General features: G+C 52.7%; 13 protein-coding genes and 1 pseudogene. 10 read left to right on the forward strand and 4 right to left on the reverse strand.

The genetic code is table 11. From position 1 onward, the window contains the following. Positions 1 to 258: 258 nt before the first annotated feature. The 5 genes from EH198_RS21410 (at position 259) to EH198_RS21430 (ending at position 5,952) form a co-directional block, all read left to right on the forward strand. Positions 259 to 1,269 carry a LacI family DNA-binding transcriptional regulator gene (locus EH198_RS21410; protein ID WP_185703010.1) on the forward strand — a complete coding sequence of 337 codons (1,011 nt, stop codon included), beginning with the start codon at positions 259 to 261 and terminating at the stop codon, positions 1,267 to 1,269. A 97-nt stretch (positions 1,270 to 1,366) separates the two neighbouring features. Next, a complete protein-coding gene (locus EH198_RS21415) occupies positions 1,367 to 2,671 on the forward strand; it encodes a sugar ABC transporter substrate-binding protein (protein ID WP_185703011.1) in 1,305 nt (434 codons plus the stop codon). A gap of 90 nt (positions 2,672 to 2,761) precedes the next feature. Beyond that, positions 2,762 to 4,108, forward strand: coding sequence for a carbohydrate ABC transporter permease (locus EH198_RS21420; RefSeq protein WP_124697558.1), 1,347 nt, complete (start codon positions 2,762 to 2,764; stop codon positions 4,106 to 4,108). Continuing rightward, positions 4,105 to 4,938, forward strand: coding sequence for a sugar ABC transporter permease (locus EH198_RS21425; protein WP_124697559.1), 834 nt, complete (start codon positions 4,105 to 4,107; stop codon positions 4,936 to 4,938). The genes EH198_RS21420 and EH198_RS21425 overlap by 4 nt, the downstream gene beginning before the upstream one ends. A 60-nt stretch (positions 4,939 to 4,998) precedes the next feature. Beyond that, complete coding sequence (locus EH198_RS21430) at positions 4,999 to 5,952, forward strand: nucleoside hydrolase (protein WP_124697560.1); 954 nt, start codon at positions 4,999 to 5,001, stop codon at positions 5,950 to 5,952. A gap of 107 nt (positions 5,953 to 6,059) precedes the next feature. Here EH198_RS21430 and EH198_RS21435 read toward each other — a convergent pair whose 3' ends face one another. Further along, the gene (locus EH198_RS21435; RefSeq protein WP_124697561.1) at positions 6,060 to 6,629 is read right to left on the reverse strand and encodes a thymidine kinase; all 570 of its coding nucleotides are present in this window, start codon (positions 6,627 to 6,629) and stop codon (positions 6,060 to 6,062) included. 327 nt (positions 6,630 to 6,956) lie between these two features. On the opposite strand from EH198_RS21435, the gene EH198_RS21440 reads away from it, so the two are divergent. From EH198_RS21440 to EH198_RS21450, 3 genes and pseudogenes are all read left to right on the forward strand, one after another. Next, positions 6,957 to 7,166, forward strand: a complete 210-nt coding sequence (locus EH198_RS21440; protein WP_124697562.1) for a hypothetical protein — start codon at positions 6,957 to 6,959, stop codon at positions 7,164 to 7,166. 27 nt (positions 7,167 to 7,193) lie between these two features. Then, positions 7,194 to 8,936, forward strand: a pseudogene (locus EH198_RS21445) (ABC transporter ATP-binding protein). Further along, on the forward strand, positions 8,917 to 10,770 hold the full coding sequence (locus tag EH198_RS21450) for an ABC transporter ATP-binding protein (RefSeq protein WP_124697563.1): 1,854 nt from the start codon (positions 8,917 to 8,919) through the stop codon (positions 10,768 to 10,770). The pseudogene EH198_RS21445 and the gene EH198_RS21450 overlap by 20 nt, the downstream one beginning before the upstream one ends. A 59-nt stretch (positions 10,771 to 10,829) precedes the next feature. On the opposite strand, the gene EH198_RS21455 is transcribed toward EH198_RS21450, so the two are convergent. The 3 genes from EH198_RS21455 to EH198_RS21465 all read right to left on the reverse strand — a co-directional run bounded on the left by EH198_RS21455 (position 10,830) and on the right by EH198_RS21465 (position 13,027). Next, positions 10,830 to 11,252: a DUF1801 domain-containing protein gene (locus EH198_RS21455; RefSeq protein ID WP_124697564.1), complete on the reverse strand. Its 423-nt coding sequence runs from the start codon at positions 11,250 to 11,252 to the stop codon at positions 10,830 to 10,832. 47 nt (positions 11,253 to 11,299) lie between these two features. Then, complete coding sequence (locus EH198_RS21460) at positions 11,300 to 12,463, reverse strand: acyltransferase family protein (RefSeq protein WP_185703012.1); 1,164 nt, start codon at positions 12,461 to 12,463, stop codon at positions 11,300 to 11,302. 261 nt (positions 12,464 to 12,724) lie between these two features. Beyond that, positions 12,725 to 13,027, reverse strand: a complete 303-nt coding sequence (locus EH198_RS21465) for a DUF2627 domain-containing protein (protein WP_124697566.1) — start codon at positions 13,025 to 13,027, stop codon at positions 12,725 to 12,727. Positions 13,028 to 13,258: 231 nt separating this feature from the next. On the opposite strand from EH198_RS21465, the gene lpdA reads away from it, so the two are divergent. Beyond that, on the forward strand, positions 13,259 to 14,680 hold the full coding sequence (gene lpdA, locus EH198_RS21470; RefSeq protein ID WP_124697567.1) for a dihydrolipoyl dehydrogenase: 1,422 nt from the start codon (positions 13,259 to 13,261) through the stop codon (positions 14,678 to 14,680). 11 nt (positions 14,681 to 14,691) lie between these two features. Continuing rightward, positions 14,692 to 14,832, forward strand: a complete 141-nt coding sequence (locus EH198_RS24825; RefSeq protein ID WP_185703013.1) for a hypothetical protein — start codon at positions 14,692 to 14,694, stop codon at positions 14,830 to 14,832. Positions 14,833 to 14,884: the final 52 nt, after the last annotated feature.

Raw genomic sequence — 14,884 nt, forward strand, 5'->3', positions numbered from 1 at the left:
GTTGAAATCATGTACATTTCTCTTAATTAATTCGCGTTATCGTAACAAAGATTGTTATTTAAAGTGACAAATGGCATATCGGAAATCGATTTCCTGTTGATCGTTAACAGATTTAGAAAGGGTATGCAGCCTAATATCATTCATAGGGAACTTGAACAGGAACTCAGGAAATCGATTTCCCAGGTTTTCCAGGTGACCTGCTTTACCGTATCCCGGATTTGGTTGTTGTCTTCGATGCGAGGGGTGGGGAAGGAAGTCATGAGTATTACGATCAAAGATGTTGCCTTAAGAGCCAATGTATCGCCGGCAACCGTTTCACGGGTTCTCAATCAAAGCAAGCCTGTCAGCAAAGCAATACGGGAGAAAGTCATGAAAGTAGTGGAAGAACTTGATTTCAATCCCAATTCGGTTGCCCGCAGTCTCGTGATGAAGGAAAGCCGGCTCATCGGCGTCATTATTTCAAGCATTGATAATGTCTTTATTTCAAAATTTGTGAACATTATCGAAGAGGAATTCTTTAAGCACAATTACACCACGCTCCTCTGCAATACCAGATGCGACGATGAGATCGAGAAGGATTATTTAAGGCTCTTGAAAGACAAGTACGTGGATGGTGTAGTGCTGATGACTTCTCATCCGAAGCCGCATCAGATTGAGTTCTTTGAGCAAGTTGAGGTACCTGCCGTGTTCGCCGGGCATACGGACCCGACCAAGCAGTTCTCGTCCGTAAACATCGATAATTATCAGGCCATGTATGACGCCACCCGGTATTTGCTTGAGATTGGGCATCGCAGAATCGCATTCTTTGGCGGACCTCATATTTACCGTCAAGCGATGGAGCGGTTATCCGGTTACAAGCAAGCGCTGGCCGAATATGGCATCCGGTGCGAAGAATCGCTGATTTTTGCCAATGACTACGACATCGATCACGGCTATGAGAACGGTATGGCGTTATTTCAAAGAACGGACAGGCCGACAGCCGTATGCTGTGTAAGCGATATGGTCGCGATCGGTGCGATAAAGGCGGCGGAAGACAAAGGGCTCAGCGTTCCCGAGGATATTTCCATCATGGGGTTCGATGATATTCTTTTGGCCAAAGCCTACCGTCCCGGGATTACGACCGTCCGGCAGCCGATTCAGGAGCTAAGCGTTCAGGCGGCGGAAATGCTGCTTCAGCAAATTAGGAAAAAAGAGGATTATGTGAAGGAAACAAGGATTCTTCCTCATGAAATTATTGTTAGGGGGAGTTGCATGGCAGTGACTGGCTAAGGCTGGATTTGAATAGTGATGTCTGGAATGGTGTGCTCACTTCAATCGGATAAAAGGTTTGTAAACAACTGATTACATGCAGAGGGGTAGATATTTCATGAAAAAGAAGCTGGGTCTGGTAATGCTGTCAACATTAATGATGTTCACACTGGCTGCTTGCGGCGGCAATGCGGCGACGAATTCCGGCAATCAGTCAAGCAATGTAACAGGCTCGCAGACCAATACAGATGAGACTGCCGCTATGGATGAGCTGAAGCCCGAAGAAGGGGCGGAATTGAGATTATGGACGTTTATCACCGACCTGAAGCCTTTTACTGACTATGCGCTGAAAGAATTCGAACAGAAGTACAACATTAAAGTCACAGTTGAAGATGTCGGTTACTGGGACAGCATCAAACGGTTGTCGACGGACGGACCGGCCGGCGTAGGCGCGGACGTGTTCGGCCTGCAAACGCCCGATGTGGCGAATGCCGTTCAATCCGGCCTCGTGCTGCCAAATGACTATTTTGAAGAAGACACGAAAAGCATGAACAAGCCGGACACGATCGCCGCTGCTACCCATGACGGCATTCTGTACGGTTATCCCTGGAACGTCTATACGTTCAGTCTTTACTACAATAAAGATCTTGTCAAAGACGCGAAGCTGGAGACATGGGATGATATTATCGCTTTCTCCAAGAAATTCAATGATGTGAAGAACAACAAATTCGGCTTCTTGTATGAGCCCAAGACCTCTGCCTTTGACGTCGCCTTCATGACGGGATATGGCGGATACATCTTCGGCAATAACGAAACGGATGTCAATGATATTGGAATCAATAATGAAGGTTCTGTAAAAGGGATGCAGTTCATTCAATCTCTTCGCGAGATTATTCCGCTTGAACTGGCCGATGTCACTAACAATCTGAAAGAAGGTCTGTGGTCACAAGGCAAACTTGCCATTAATATGGACGGTAGCTGGGCGATCGGGGAGCATAACAAGCAGCCGTTCCCTGTAGGCGTACTGCCGATGCCGAAGCTGGCGGGCGGTGAAAATGCGATGCCGCTTGCGGGAAGCACGGGATACTATGTAAGCTCGTACTCCAAATATCCGAATGCGGCCAAGCTTCTCGCCCATTTCATCACGACCAAAGAAATGCAAATCAAGAACAATGAGCTGACCGGTGCGCTTCCTGCCGCCGATGTCACCGGAACCGAACAGGGAATGCGCAATGACGAATTGACCCAGGGCTTCCTGAAGCAAATTGCCAGCAGCCACAGATTCCCCGGTCTTTATGAAACGAAGTATGTATGGCCGGCGCTGGATGCCGCTATAGCCGATGTTTGGAAAGGCGGAGATCCTAAAGCCGCTTTGGACAAGGCTGCCGGGAAGCTGAAAACGGACATAGCCAATCAGAAATAACGAATAGAAGCTGAAGTTGTGGGAAGTAGCGGGCGGTCACCTGGGTTGTCGACGGGTGATCGCATTTCATTAAAAGGAGGTTAAAGGGGGATGCAGGAGTTCATCATGGAGCGAAACCGTTCCAAATTAACCAGAACGTACAGCAGGACTGCGGCGGTATTGTCGGCGCTGGCCATGGGATTGGGGCAATTGTACAATCGCCAGTACATGAAAGGCGTTATTTTGCTGGCGGTACACGCGCTGGCCTTGTATACCTTTATTTTTCGGCTGCCTCATGCGGTATGGGGGCTGGTCACACTGGGCGAAACCGAGACCCAGCTTAAAAAGGTGGGCAGGCTCTACAAGCAGGTCATGGGAGACCACTCCGTCTTCCTGATGATCGAGGGATTGGTTACCGTTTTTGTCGCGCTGATTTTCCTCTGGATCTATGTGATGAATATTAAAGACTCCTATCGTACCGGTAAAATGAGGGAACAGGGCGAGGTGCCAAATACGTTCAAAGAAACGGTCAGTTTTGTGATGTCCTACCGTTTCCCGTATCTGATCCTGGCGGTTCCGCTGGCGGGTGTCTTTTTCTTCACCATCATGCCGATTGTCTTCATGATCCTGATCGCCTTTACGAACTATACGGCCGCGCATACGCCGCCAAAGAACCTGCTGGATTGGACCGGCTTCGAAGCCTTTAAGGATCTATTCCGGATCAAAGAATGGAGCCGCACCTTTTACAGTGTCACGTTATGGACCATAATATGGGCGATTGTTGCGACGCTTACCGGTTATTTCGGCGGGTTCGCGGTTGCGCTGCTCGTACAGCAAAAACGTATTCGCTTTAAATCGTTTTGGCGCACTCTGTTTATTTTACCTTACGCCATACCGATGTTTGTCTCGATGCTGATTCTGCAAAATATGTTTAACGGCCAGTTCGGTCCGGTTAACCAATATCTCGGGCTTCTGGGCATCGACCGAATTCCGTGGCTGTCCGATCCGACATGGGCGAAGGTCACGCTCGTTATTGCGAATTTCTGGGTAGCCTTTCCGGTATCGATGCTCATGATTATCGGAATTATGTCAACGATCCCGAAAGATATGTACGAAGCGGCCGATATCGACGGCGCGAGCTCTTTTCAGAAGACCCGGCTGATTACCTTCCCGAGCGTGATGTACTCGATGGCGCCGCTTGTCATTATGTCCTTTGTCGGGAATATGAACAATTTCAATGTGATATTCCTGCTGACCAACGGCAATCCGATCAACGGCGATTTCCAGTATGCCGGGAACACCGACATTCTGATCACTTGGCTGTACAAGCTTTCCATGGAAAATGGGCAGTACAACTTCGCGTCTGTTATCGGGATCATTATTTTCATTCTTCTGTCTGTGTTCGCGATTTGGAATGTTCGCCGGACCAAGGCGTTTAAGGAGGACACATCGTCATGAGCCGTAAAACAAGAGGATCGATCTGGCTAACGATCAGTTATGTGCTGCTTGCTGTTGTGGGTGTCTTCTCCGTATATCCCGCCCTTTGGGTGATTATGTCATCGCTAAGGACAGGCAATTCGCTGTACAGCGAAACCTTGCTTCCGACGTCCTTGACGTTCGGCCACTATGCCAATTTGTTCGATAAATACGATTTTGCCCACTGGTATGTCAACACATTGAAGATTGCCGTAACTACCACCGTGATCGGCACGATCTTGACACTGCTCCCCGGATATGCATTCTCGATCTTCCGTTTTTCCGGACGGAAAACGATGATGAGCACCTTGATGGTGCTGGGCTTGTTTCCCGGATTTATGAGTATGATTGCCGTATTCATTCTGCTGAATCTGATGAACCTGCTCAACACGCATTTTGCGGTCATTCTCGTCTATGCGGCGGGAGCGCCTTTGTTCTTTCTCTTCGCCAAAAGCTACTTCGATACCATTCCCAAAAGCTTGGTAGAAGCGGCGCGAATCGACGGGGCGGGTCATCTGAACATTTTTTTCCGCATCGTTACGCCGCTATCCACGCCGCTCATTGTGTATACGGCGCTGAGTATCTTTGCCGGCTCGTTCACTGACTTTATCTTTGCCAAGCTCGTTCTGCGGACACCGGAGAAGAAGACGCTGGCCGTCGGATTATTCGATATGATCAGTACGCGGCAAGCCACGGATTTCACTACATTTGCTGCGGGATGCGTCCTGATCGCGGTTCCGATTACATTCTTGTTCATCCTTCTTCAGCGCCTCCTGACGGAAGGCTTGACAGCAGGTGCCGAGAAAGGTTAATTCCAGTCTGTGGACCGTTCATGCTATTCATCAATTTATCTATCCATGGGGAGGCACACGATGCCAAACAAACATCAACTTATTCTGGATGTCGATACAGGAATTGACGACGCGTTTGCCATTCTCTATGCGTTGAAATCACAACATATTCATGTCGAGGGCATCTGCACCGGATTCGGCAACACGGACGTTGCACAAGCAACCGACAATACGTTGCGGCTCATTAAGCTTGCGAATCCCGGTTACGACGTTCCGGTTGCCCCGGGCGCTTCGGGACCGCTGGAGCGAAAGTGGGGAGGACCGGTCGTTCATGTTCATGGAGACAATGGCATCGGGAACGCGGAGCTTCCGCCTTCTAGCCAGTCTCCTCTCGATGAATCCGCGGCCGATTTTATCATACGCAAGGCAAATGAGCAGCCGGGAGAAATGATTCTGGTTACGCTTGGAAGTTTGACCAATCTGGCGCTGGCGCTTGAGAAAGATCCGTCGATCGGCGGTAAATTTAAGAACGTGGTCATGATGGGAGGGACCGTATTTTCCCACGGAAATGTCACGCCGGTAGCCGAAGCGAATTTCCATGTGGACCCCGAGGCGGCAGCGCTTGTGTTTAAGTCAGGGCTTCCGCTGACGATGGTCGGGCTGGATGTGACATTGCAAGCGAAGCTGAGGATGCAGCAACTCGACTGGCTGGACCGGAACGCGCGTCAGGACTGCCGGGAGGTTGTGGAGTTTTTGCGGGCTTCACTGGCCTACTATTTTAATTTCTACACACAGGTCAATGATTTCATTGACGCATGTCCGCTGCATGATCCGCTGGCGCTGCTGGTTGCGGTAGATCCAAGCCTGGTCAAGATACAGACCCTGAAAGCCGAAATTGAATGCAGCGGAAGTCTGACATCCGGCATGGTTGTGACCGACCGGAGACCTCACCCTTTAAGGGGAAGCGATGTAAACGTCTGTCTTGAAGTGAATGCGGAACGGGCGATTGGCAAGCTCGTAACCGGATTTATATAATATGTGAGGGAATAGCGAAACAGGGCCGGCAAGGGGATCATCCCTGCCAAGGCCCTGTTCGCGTATTTGGCTATGGATTTTAAGATCTTGCGGAGCGTCTGTATGAGCTACAGTGGCGGATTTTTGTGGCATTTGCGGCACACGGGATAATAGGCTTCATTCCCGCCTATCTGGATTTGCTTGCCGCTGTACACGGGCTTTCCGTTCTCGACCCGCAGCGTCATGGTCGCTTTGCGCTCGCAGAACCAGCAGATCGTCTTCATTTCCTCAATTTTGTCGGCGTAGATAAGCATATATTTGCTGCCTTCGAACAGATTGTTCTGGAAATCGTTCTTGAGGCCAAAGGCCATGACCGGAATGCTCAGTTCATCGACGATGCGAACCAGCTGAAGGATGCTGCCTTTGTTCAGAAACTGGCATTCATCGATCAGCACGCAGTAGGGTTTGGGCTGGCTGGCGTTCACGATACCAAAAATATCCGTGTTCTCTTCAATGGCGAGGGCCTGTTTGCGGAGACCGATCCGGGAGGAGACATAGCCGACCTCATCCCGATTGTCGATGGCGGAGGTGAATATAAGCACCGGTTTGCCCTGTTCTTCATAATTATGGGCAACCTTGAGAATCTCGATCGATTTGCCGCTGTTCATTGAACCGTATTTAAAAAACAATTGTGCCACTGTCCATCTGTCCCTTCCTGAAAAATGCGACCTTATTAGAGTATCATACTCCCAGCGGGAGAGGCCAGAGAAAAAGGGAACACTGGTTATTTGCTGATCTCATCTGTTAAAATAACCAGTAAGGGAATTGTGGATAATGCTGCAAGAAGAAACGGCTTCGCTGTCCTTTTAGGGACGGCACTGTTTCTCGTAGAAATATAAGACATAATGATAAGCGCACAGCTTAAAATTCTTATATTTGTACAAAAAACCTGCCGGTCTGTGACAGTGCGGGTTTTTTCGCGCGAACATAATAAGCGATGTGGATTAAGGGAGGAGCAGGATAAGATGACGGAGAAATCGGATGAAATCAAGGAACGGATCGCGAAGCTGAAAGAGGACGGCAAGCTGTCGGCTGAGGCCGAAGCGCTGCTGGACGAACTGAGCCTGCAGTTTGCGGAGATGGAGCGGAGCAACAGGGCGCTGCGGAAGGCCGTGCTTAAGGCAGCGGGGGGACAGGCAATGTCCAGCCGTCTGCGCGACGCGCTGTACGAATAGGAAGAAGCAGATTACGGAGGAAGGCGCATGTCCAATGTTCTTACGTTTCTAAAAAAATACCGGGCCGCGACCGTTCTCGCGCTGCTTATGATGCTCATTGAGCTGTCGGTGGAACTGTCGCAGCCGCTGCTGATTTCCAAAATCATCGACAACGGCATCCGGCAGCAGAATCTTGCCGTCGTCTGGCTGTGGGGCGGTATACTGGTTGGAAGCGCGGTTTTAGCTTTTACCGCCGGCATTCTCAGTTCGTTTTTCGCCTCGCACGCCAGCCAGGGCTTTGGCTTCGATCTGAGGGACAAGCTGTACGCGAAGGTGCAGTCTTTTTCGTATGAGGCGTTTAACCGGTTTGCGGCTTCAACGCTGATTACACGCTTGACGGGAGACGTGACGCAGCTGCAGGATATGGTCTTCACGGGCCTGCGGTTTATGTCGCGCATTCCGCTTGTGGTCTTGGGGAGCGTGATTATGGGGCTTGTCGTCCAGTGGAGGCTGGGCTTGATCCTTGCGCTGACCGTGCCGGTTATGATTGCCGTCCTGATCATCCTGATGAAAGAATCGTCGCGGATGTTCCGTGCGGTCCAGAGCAAGCTGGACGGGGTAAACGGCGTCGTGCAGGAGAATTTGACGGGTATCCGGCTGGTACGCGTCTTTGTTCGTATGAGTCATGAGATCGGCCGGTTTGCAGGCTACAGCAAAGATCTTATGAGAAGCACGGTATCCGCGCTGCGGCTTACGGAGACGACGATGCCATTCATTCTGCTGATGATGAACGGAGGCATTCTTGTGCTGCTGTGGTACGGCAGAATTGAAATCGCCGCTGGCGAGGCCACGCAGGGACAGACCGTCGCTGTGATCAATTACTCGCTGCGGACGATCGGAGGCTTGTCGGCTCTGTCCGGGATTGTAGCGGCTTATTCCAGAGCGCGCGCCTCCGCGATGCGTGTTTCGGAAGTGCTTGCGGTATCCGATACGGAAGAGACGGAGAATCGGCGGGAGCCCGTGAAGGCCGAGCACATCCGGGGCGAGGTGCGCTTCGAGGAAGTGGGATTCCGCTATCCGGGCAGCGAGATCGAAGTCTTGTCGGAGCTTTCGTTTGCCGCCCGGCCGGGGGAACGGATTGCCATTATGGGAGCGACCGGTTCCGGCAAATCGTCATTGATCGGCTTGATTCCCCGGTTGTACGAACCGACAGCGGGAACGATTACGGTTGACGGGAAGGATGCGCGGCAGATGGATTTGGCCGTGCTTCGCGGCGCCATAGGCTACGTGCCCCAGGAAGTGCTGCTCTTCTCCGGAACAGTGCGGGAGAATATCGCCTGGGGCAATGAACGCGCTAGCCTCGAAGAGATTGAAGCCGCCGCCCGGGCGGCGCAAATCCACGCGACAGTGCTTAATCTTCCGGACGGCTACGAGACGACGCTCGGATAGCGGGGAGTCAATCTTTCGGGCGGACAGAAGCAGAGGCTCAGCATTGCCAGGGCCCTTGTCCGGAAGCCCCCCATCCTGATTCTTGACGACAGCACAAGCGCGCTTGACGCGGTCACCGAAGGAGAGCTGCTGGAAGCCTTGAGAGGCATGTCTTGCACGACATTTATCATTACGCAGAAGATCAGCTCGACCCGGAATGCGGACCTGATTCTTCTGCTGGACGAAGGCATGCTGATTGCGAAGGGTAGTCACGGCGAGCTGCTTGCGCGATCCGCATTGTACCGGAGCATATGCGAGTCGCAGAACGGAAAGGAGACGACAAATGTTCAAAACCTTACTTGAGCCGTTCCGCCATCCGCGTCCCGTCTTCGAGCTTGGCGAAAGCAAGGGATTGTCGTCGGGGCGGAAGCCTAAAGGGGCGGGTGCAAAAGACTGGTCCAGCACGCTGCGGCGGCTGTGGAACTATCTGGCCGAGAGAAGAATCAAGCTGATCCTGGTGCTGGTCATGGTGGTGTTCAGCTCAGGCCTCTCGCTCCTTGGGCCTTTTATGATCGGCAGGGCGGTGGATATCTACCTGGAGGGCGGAGGGAATCATTGGGGGCTCTATTTGACAGGACTGGGTGCGGTTTATGCGCTTTATTCCCTGACGAGCTGGCTGCAAAATATATGGATGATCGAGATTTCGCAGGAAACGGTGTACCGGATGCGGACCGAATTGTTCTCCCATCTGCACCGGCTGCCAATATCTTTCTTCAACCGGCGGCAGCAGGGCGAAATCATGAGCCGTCTGACCAACGATATTGAAAATGTCAGCTCCAACCTGAACAGCTCGGCCATCGAGATTTTCTCCGGCGTGTTGACCTTGGGCGGAACGGTGGTCGTCATGCTGTGGCTCAGTCCCCTCCTGACGCTGCTCACTTTCGTCGTAGTGCCGATTATGGCCTTCGGCATGCGCTGGATCACGCGGCGGACAGGCCCTCTGTTCAAGCAGCGGCAGCAGAACATGGGAGAGCTGAACGGATACATTGAGGAGACGCTGTCGGGTCAGCGCGTGATCAAGGCGTTCGGGCAGGAGCAGCGGGTGATCTCGGACTTTCGGGAACGGAATAACCGGATCATGCTTTCCGGATTTTGGGCGCAGTCGATCTCCGGCTTCATCCCGAAACTCATGAACGGGCTGAACAACCTGAGCTTTGCCATCGTCGCGGGATTCGGCGGGATTTTGGCGATAAGGGGCTCGATTACCATCGGGGTCATCCTTGTTTTTGTGGAATACACGCGTCAGTTTACCCGGCCGCTGAACGATCTGGCCAATCAATGGAACAGCGTGCTGTCCGCCATCGCCGGAGCCGAGCGGGTATTTGAAGTTCTGGACGAGGACACGGAGGCCAAGGATGAGAACGCCGCGGCTTCGGTCGGGCAAATCCGGGGTGAGGTGAAATTCCGCAACGTTTCCTTCTCCTATAACGGAGATGCGGATACTCTCCGCGACATCAGCTTTGAGGCCAAACCCGGCGAGATGATCGCGCTGGTCGGCCCAACCGGAGCGGGCAAGACGACGCTGATCGGACTGCTGTCCCGATTCTACAATCCTTCCAAGGGAACCATTACGATTGACGGGAAGGATCTGGCAACCATCCGCAGGGAAAGCCTGCGCAGCCAAATGGCGTTCGTTCTGCAGGATACGTTCCTGTTCAAGGGAAGCATCCGCGATAATATCCGCTACGGACGGCTGGAAGCCACCGACGAAGAGGTGGAAAAAGCGGCCAGATTGGCTAATGCCCACTCCTTCATCATTCGGATGCCGGGCGGATACGACCGGATGCTATCGGCGGACGGAGGCGGAATCAGCCAGGGGCAGAAGCAGCTGCTGGCCATCGCCAGGGCGATTCTCGCTGATCCGGCCATGCTTGTGCTGGATGAAGCGACCAGCAGCATCGACACGGTGACCGAACTGAAGATTCAAGAAGGCCTGCAATCCCTGATGAAGGGGCGCACCAGCTTCGTCATTGCCCACCGGCTGAATACGATCCGCCAGGCGGACCGCATTCTTGTGCTGCGGGACGGGGAGCTTGTCCAGCAGGGCACCCACGAGGAGCTGCTGGACAAGGGAGGGTTGTACAACGAGCTGGTTTTGGGCGCGGCAAGGGCAGAGGCGAAGCGTCCGACGTTATAATTCGACCTCACCGCGGCGGGGATGACCCGGCCAACGTGCAGAACTCGTCCGTTTGCGTGTCACTTGCCGGGATAAGCTTTATTCAGAAACGTTACCGATTGGGCAATCAGCGCCTTCAACACCTCAACCTTGATGTCAGCGACTTTATTGATATACACGCAGCCTTTTCCTGCCATATATTTACCAAAGTCCGCGAGCAAAGCTTCGCGTTCCGTATCATAAGGCGCAAGATAAAGGCTGATCTTGGCTTTTCTGGGCGAAAAACCGACCAGCGGCGCATCGCCCTCGTGGCCCGTCGCATACTTATAGTGATAGGAGCCGAACCCGATTATGCTGGGTCCCCACATTTTTGCGGGAAAGCCGGTTGTTTCCGTAAAGATGTCGAGCAGCATATACGCGTCCTCGCGCTTCTTGGGGTGATCCACATTTTCAATAAACTCGATAACACTGTTGTCGTTTTCTTTCGTTTTTAATTCATACATTTTAGAAGCTCCTTTCCTCATTCGGCGCTAAGCGGCGGCAGCGAATATTAAACGACTTCTTGCGCTTCCTCCAGCCTGCGAGGGGGTCTGCTCGTCCATTTTTTTCCGAGCTCGATTGAAGGCTTTTCGATAAAATAGTATGACAGGCTCGAAGCGAGAAGCGACAGACACATAGCGATGGAGAGCGTCGCCCACATAGGCAGCAGATTGTGGAAAGCATAGATGCAGGAGAACAGCGCCACCGAATGGTAAAGATATAGGCTGTAAGAGATGTCTCCCAGAAATTGAACCGGTTTTTTCCCGAGCAGATTTGAAATCTTGGGCGAAGACAATGTCGCCGTAATCAGGATGCAAACGCCAAACGCGATTCCCCAATCGGCAGCCAGCGACAGCCAAACCCCGCCCGCGGAGAACAGCCGTTTGAATACAGCATCGCCGATACCGGCGTAGGCATATACTATCAATCCGAACAGCAATAAGGCAAACTTCATTTTAACACTTAACCGGAGCACTGCTGAAATGAGATTTATCCGATATTTGGCAACCAGCGCTCCCAGGATAAAGAACGAAAGATAGTGGAGAGTGAAATAGAGATTGGAGGAAATCGGACTCGGATTTGCCGGATGCGCAAGGTTGTTGAGCAAAATTGACGAACCCGATAAGAGCAGAGCCAAAGCGGCACTTGGCCTCCAACCGAAGTTCTTGATTAAAGGCATGATGAAGGGAAAGACGAGCGAGATTCTTAATTCGACGGACAATGACCACAGAACGGGGTCCAGCGCGTAATCTTTGAAGCTGCCGAGCAGAATAACATGATCCATAATCAGCCGGAAGGATAAGGGCGTGCTCCATACGTCATGAAAAAAAGAGCTGAATCCAGAGTCCGGTCCCGGACGGTAAAAAGCCAGGTAAGCCAAAATCGAGCACAAGACGGCGACAATATAAGGAATATAGATTCTGCACAGCCTCTTGATTAAAAAATGCGGGACATTCACTTTTTTATAAGCGGAGTAGAAGGGCAGCGACAGGACAAAACCGCTTAAGACAAAGAAAAAGATAACCGCCTCGTGGCCGGCTTTCAAGATTCGCAAAGGTGTATAGTTTAACGCTTCCAGCCACAGCCATCCTGTAAAAATAAATACAAAATGGTGGATTACGACGGTCAGCGCCGCAAGCCCTCTTAAGGAGTCCAGCTGATGGTATCTTTTCAAAACAAACACCTCCGCGATATTGTGTTTTGAATTTATTATACATATATTTGAAAATCGAGGAAATTATCCGTTAGTGTAAGATTCGGCTGGCGGCCGCCGTTTCGGATACGAATATTCACTAATAGATGGCGCAAGTTCGGTTTGGAGCTTCGGACGCGAAAAAGCAGCCATCCCGGGAATACTCTTGGAATCGGCTGCCGTTGATTGATGATCGCTGCTTTCAGGTAGATGCTATGAGGTTGCAATGAAACGGAAGTACAATCAGGATGCGGGTTCGGAAGGAGGCTGCCCGGCTTTGCGCTTCTCCTTGAAGCGGGGACCGACGTAATTACGCTTGCGGTCGCGGGTTAGAATCCAGCCGCCGAGAAAGCTCATGCCCGCAGCGAACAGGACAAGTCCTCCGGCAAAATGCAGCCAGGCGAACGAAGGCGTAGCCGTACGGTCTCCGTGCATGGCCAAATAGTTGAACAAATCGTCTTTCATCATTACGAAGCCCTTCATGGCGAGCAAGCCGGGAAACACCAGGATCAAGATGGCGATAAACCGGGAGAACAGCAGCTTCATGCGCATTCCCTTCCTCTCCGTAGCCTTCGACAAGGGGACCTTAACGGTTCTTCTTGTCTTTAATGATAACGCTTAGATTTTTAAAAGTCCATTGTCAAAGAGGCTGTTTGGAGGGGGATTCGGCAGCTTTTCCGATGAATTCCGGCCGGGGTTTTTCATATATGGGCAAAAGAGAGTACAATAGAATGGATTATGCGAAACATTGCGCAAAAGACTGGGGGATACATATTCATGACCATTTCATGTGACGTGGCGGTACTCGGCGGAGGAACCGGAGGCTACGTGGCGGCGATCCGCGCCGCACAGCTCGGCAAGTCGGTTGTCGTCATTGAACAGGACAAGCTCGGCGGGACCTGCCTGCACCGGGGCTGCATTCCAAGCAAATCGCTGCTGCGCAGCGCAGAGGTGTATGCGGAAATCGCGGGGAGCGAGGAATTCGGAATTGAAATTTCGGGCGTCAAGCTGGCATTCGGAAAAGTGCAGCGCCGCAAGGAAGCCATTGTGGAGCAGCTGCACCAGGGTGTTCAGTATTTGATGCGCAAAAATAAAATACAGGTTCTTAAAGGCAAGGGACGGGTTATCGGCCCTTCGATATTTTCTCCGCGCAGCGGGGCGGTCGCGGTGGAGCTGGAAGACGGCGATATGGAGACGGTGGTGCCAAGCCACCTTATCATCGCCACAGGGTCCCGTCCCCGCGCAATTCCGGGATTTGAGCCGGATGGACAGTTCATTCTGAGCAGCGAGGAAGCGCTCCGGATGGAGGAGCTGCCGGCTTCGATGCTGATCGTCGGCGGCGGCGTCATCGGTGTGGAATGGGCGTCGATGCTCGCCGATTTCGGCGTGCAGGTCACTATAGTGGAAGCGTCTGACCAATTGCTGCCGCGCGAAGACAAGGAAGTGGCGCGGGAACTTCAGCGTCTGCTGAAAAAACGCGGCGTGACTGTAATGACCGGCGTGACGGTCAACGGGGGAACAAGCCGGGTGACGGAAGAAGGCGTCAGCGTGGAAGTGACCAGGGGCGGAAAGGCCGAGACGCTGTCCGCGTCCAAGCTGCTCGTATCGGTGGGGAGAGCGGCCAATGTTCAAAATATCGGCCTGGAGAATACCGATATCCGCTTCGATAAAGGCGTCATCGAAGTAAACGCCAATATGCAGACGAACGAGCCGCATATTTACGCGATCGGGGACTGCATCGGGGGGCTGCAGTTGGCCCACGCGGCCAGCCATGAAGGAATTATGGCGGTCAACCACCTGGCGGGAGAGCGGCTTCATCCGTATCATCCGCATCTGGTCCCGCGCTGCGTATATACGCGGCCGGAGGTGGCAAGCGTAGGATATACGGAGCAGGAGGCCAAAGACCTCGGACACGATGTCGCAATCGGCAAGTTTCCATTCTCGGCGATCGGCAAAGCGCTCGTGTACGGTTCGAAGGACGGATTTGTGAAGGTCGTCGCCGATAAGGCGAGCGGAGATATTCTTGGCGTGCAGATGATCGGCCCCCATGTGACCGATCTTATCGGCGAAGCCGCATTGGCCCAGCTGCTGGACGCGACGCCTTGGGAAATCGGCGAAGCGATTCATGCGCATCCGACGCTCTCCGAAATTGTCGGCGAAGCGATGCTCGCGGTGGATGGCAAGGCCATAGGCATTTGACAGCAGCAAGGTTGAAGGAAAGGGGGACGGTTATGCTCTGCGGCACCCTGTCGCTGAACTCGGCGGGGTACCCCGCAGGTGATCTCGGCGGACAGGCTGCCGGGGCTTTGGAGGGCTTCGCGGTTGCGGCGCGCCCGGCAGAACGACGGTAAATCGTTCAAATATTCCGCAGCGCCCGGGGTGCAGGGCCGAAGCGGGGAATTC

It is taken from the genome of Paenibacillus rhizophilus (assembly GCF_003854965.1).
GTDB lineage: Bacteria > Bacillota > Bacilli > Paenibacillales > Paenibacillaceae > Paenibacillus_AQ > Paenibacillus_AQ rhizophilus.

What these genes read in the sequence shown, in the direction of transcription:
- EH198_RS21410 (WP_185703010.1), top strand. Translation starts at nt 259, where the DNA reads ATGAGTATTACGATCAAAGATGTTGCCTTAAGAGCCAATGTATCGCCG.
- EH198_RS21415 (WP_185703011.1), top strand. Translation starts at nt 1,367, where the DNA reads ATGAAAAAGAAGCTGGGTCTGGTAATGCTGTCAACATTAATGATGTTC.
- EH198_RS21420 (WP_124697558.1), top strand. Translation starts at nt 2,762, where the DNA reads ATGCAGGAGTTCATCATGGAGCGAAACCGTTCCAAATTAACCAGAACG.
- EH198_RS21425 (WP_124697559.1), top strand. Translation starts at nt 4,105, where the DNA reads ATGAGCCGTAAAACAAGAGGATCGATCTGGCTAACGATCAGTTATGTG.
- EH198_RS21430 (WP_124697560.1), top strand. Translation starts at nt 4,999, where the DNA reads ATGCCAAACAAACATCAACTTATTCTGGATGTCGATACAGGAATTGAC.
- EH198_RS21440 (WP_124697562.1), top strand. Translation starts at nt 6,957, where the DNA reads ATGACGGAGAAATCGGATGAAATCAAGGAACGGATCGCGAAGCTGAAA.
- EH198_RS21450 (WP_124697563.1), top strand. Translation starts at nt 8,917, where the DNA reads ATGTTCAAAACCTTACTTGAGCCGTTCCGCCATCCGCGTCCCGTCTTC.
- EH198_RS21455 (WP_124697564.1), bottom strand. Translation starts at nt 11,252, where the DNA reads ATGTATGAATTAAAAACGAAAGAAAACGACAACAGTGTTATCGAGTTT.
- EH198_RS21465 (WP_124697566.1), bottom strand. Translation starts at nt 13,027, where the DNA reads ATGAAGCTGCTGTTCTCCCGGTTTATCGCCATCTTGATCCTGGTGTTT.
- lpdA (WP_124697567.1), top strand. Translation starts at nt 13,259, where the DNA reads ATGACCATTTCATGTGACGTGGCGGTACTCGGCGGAGGAACCGGAGGC.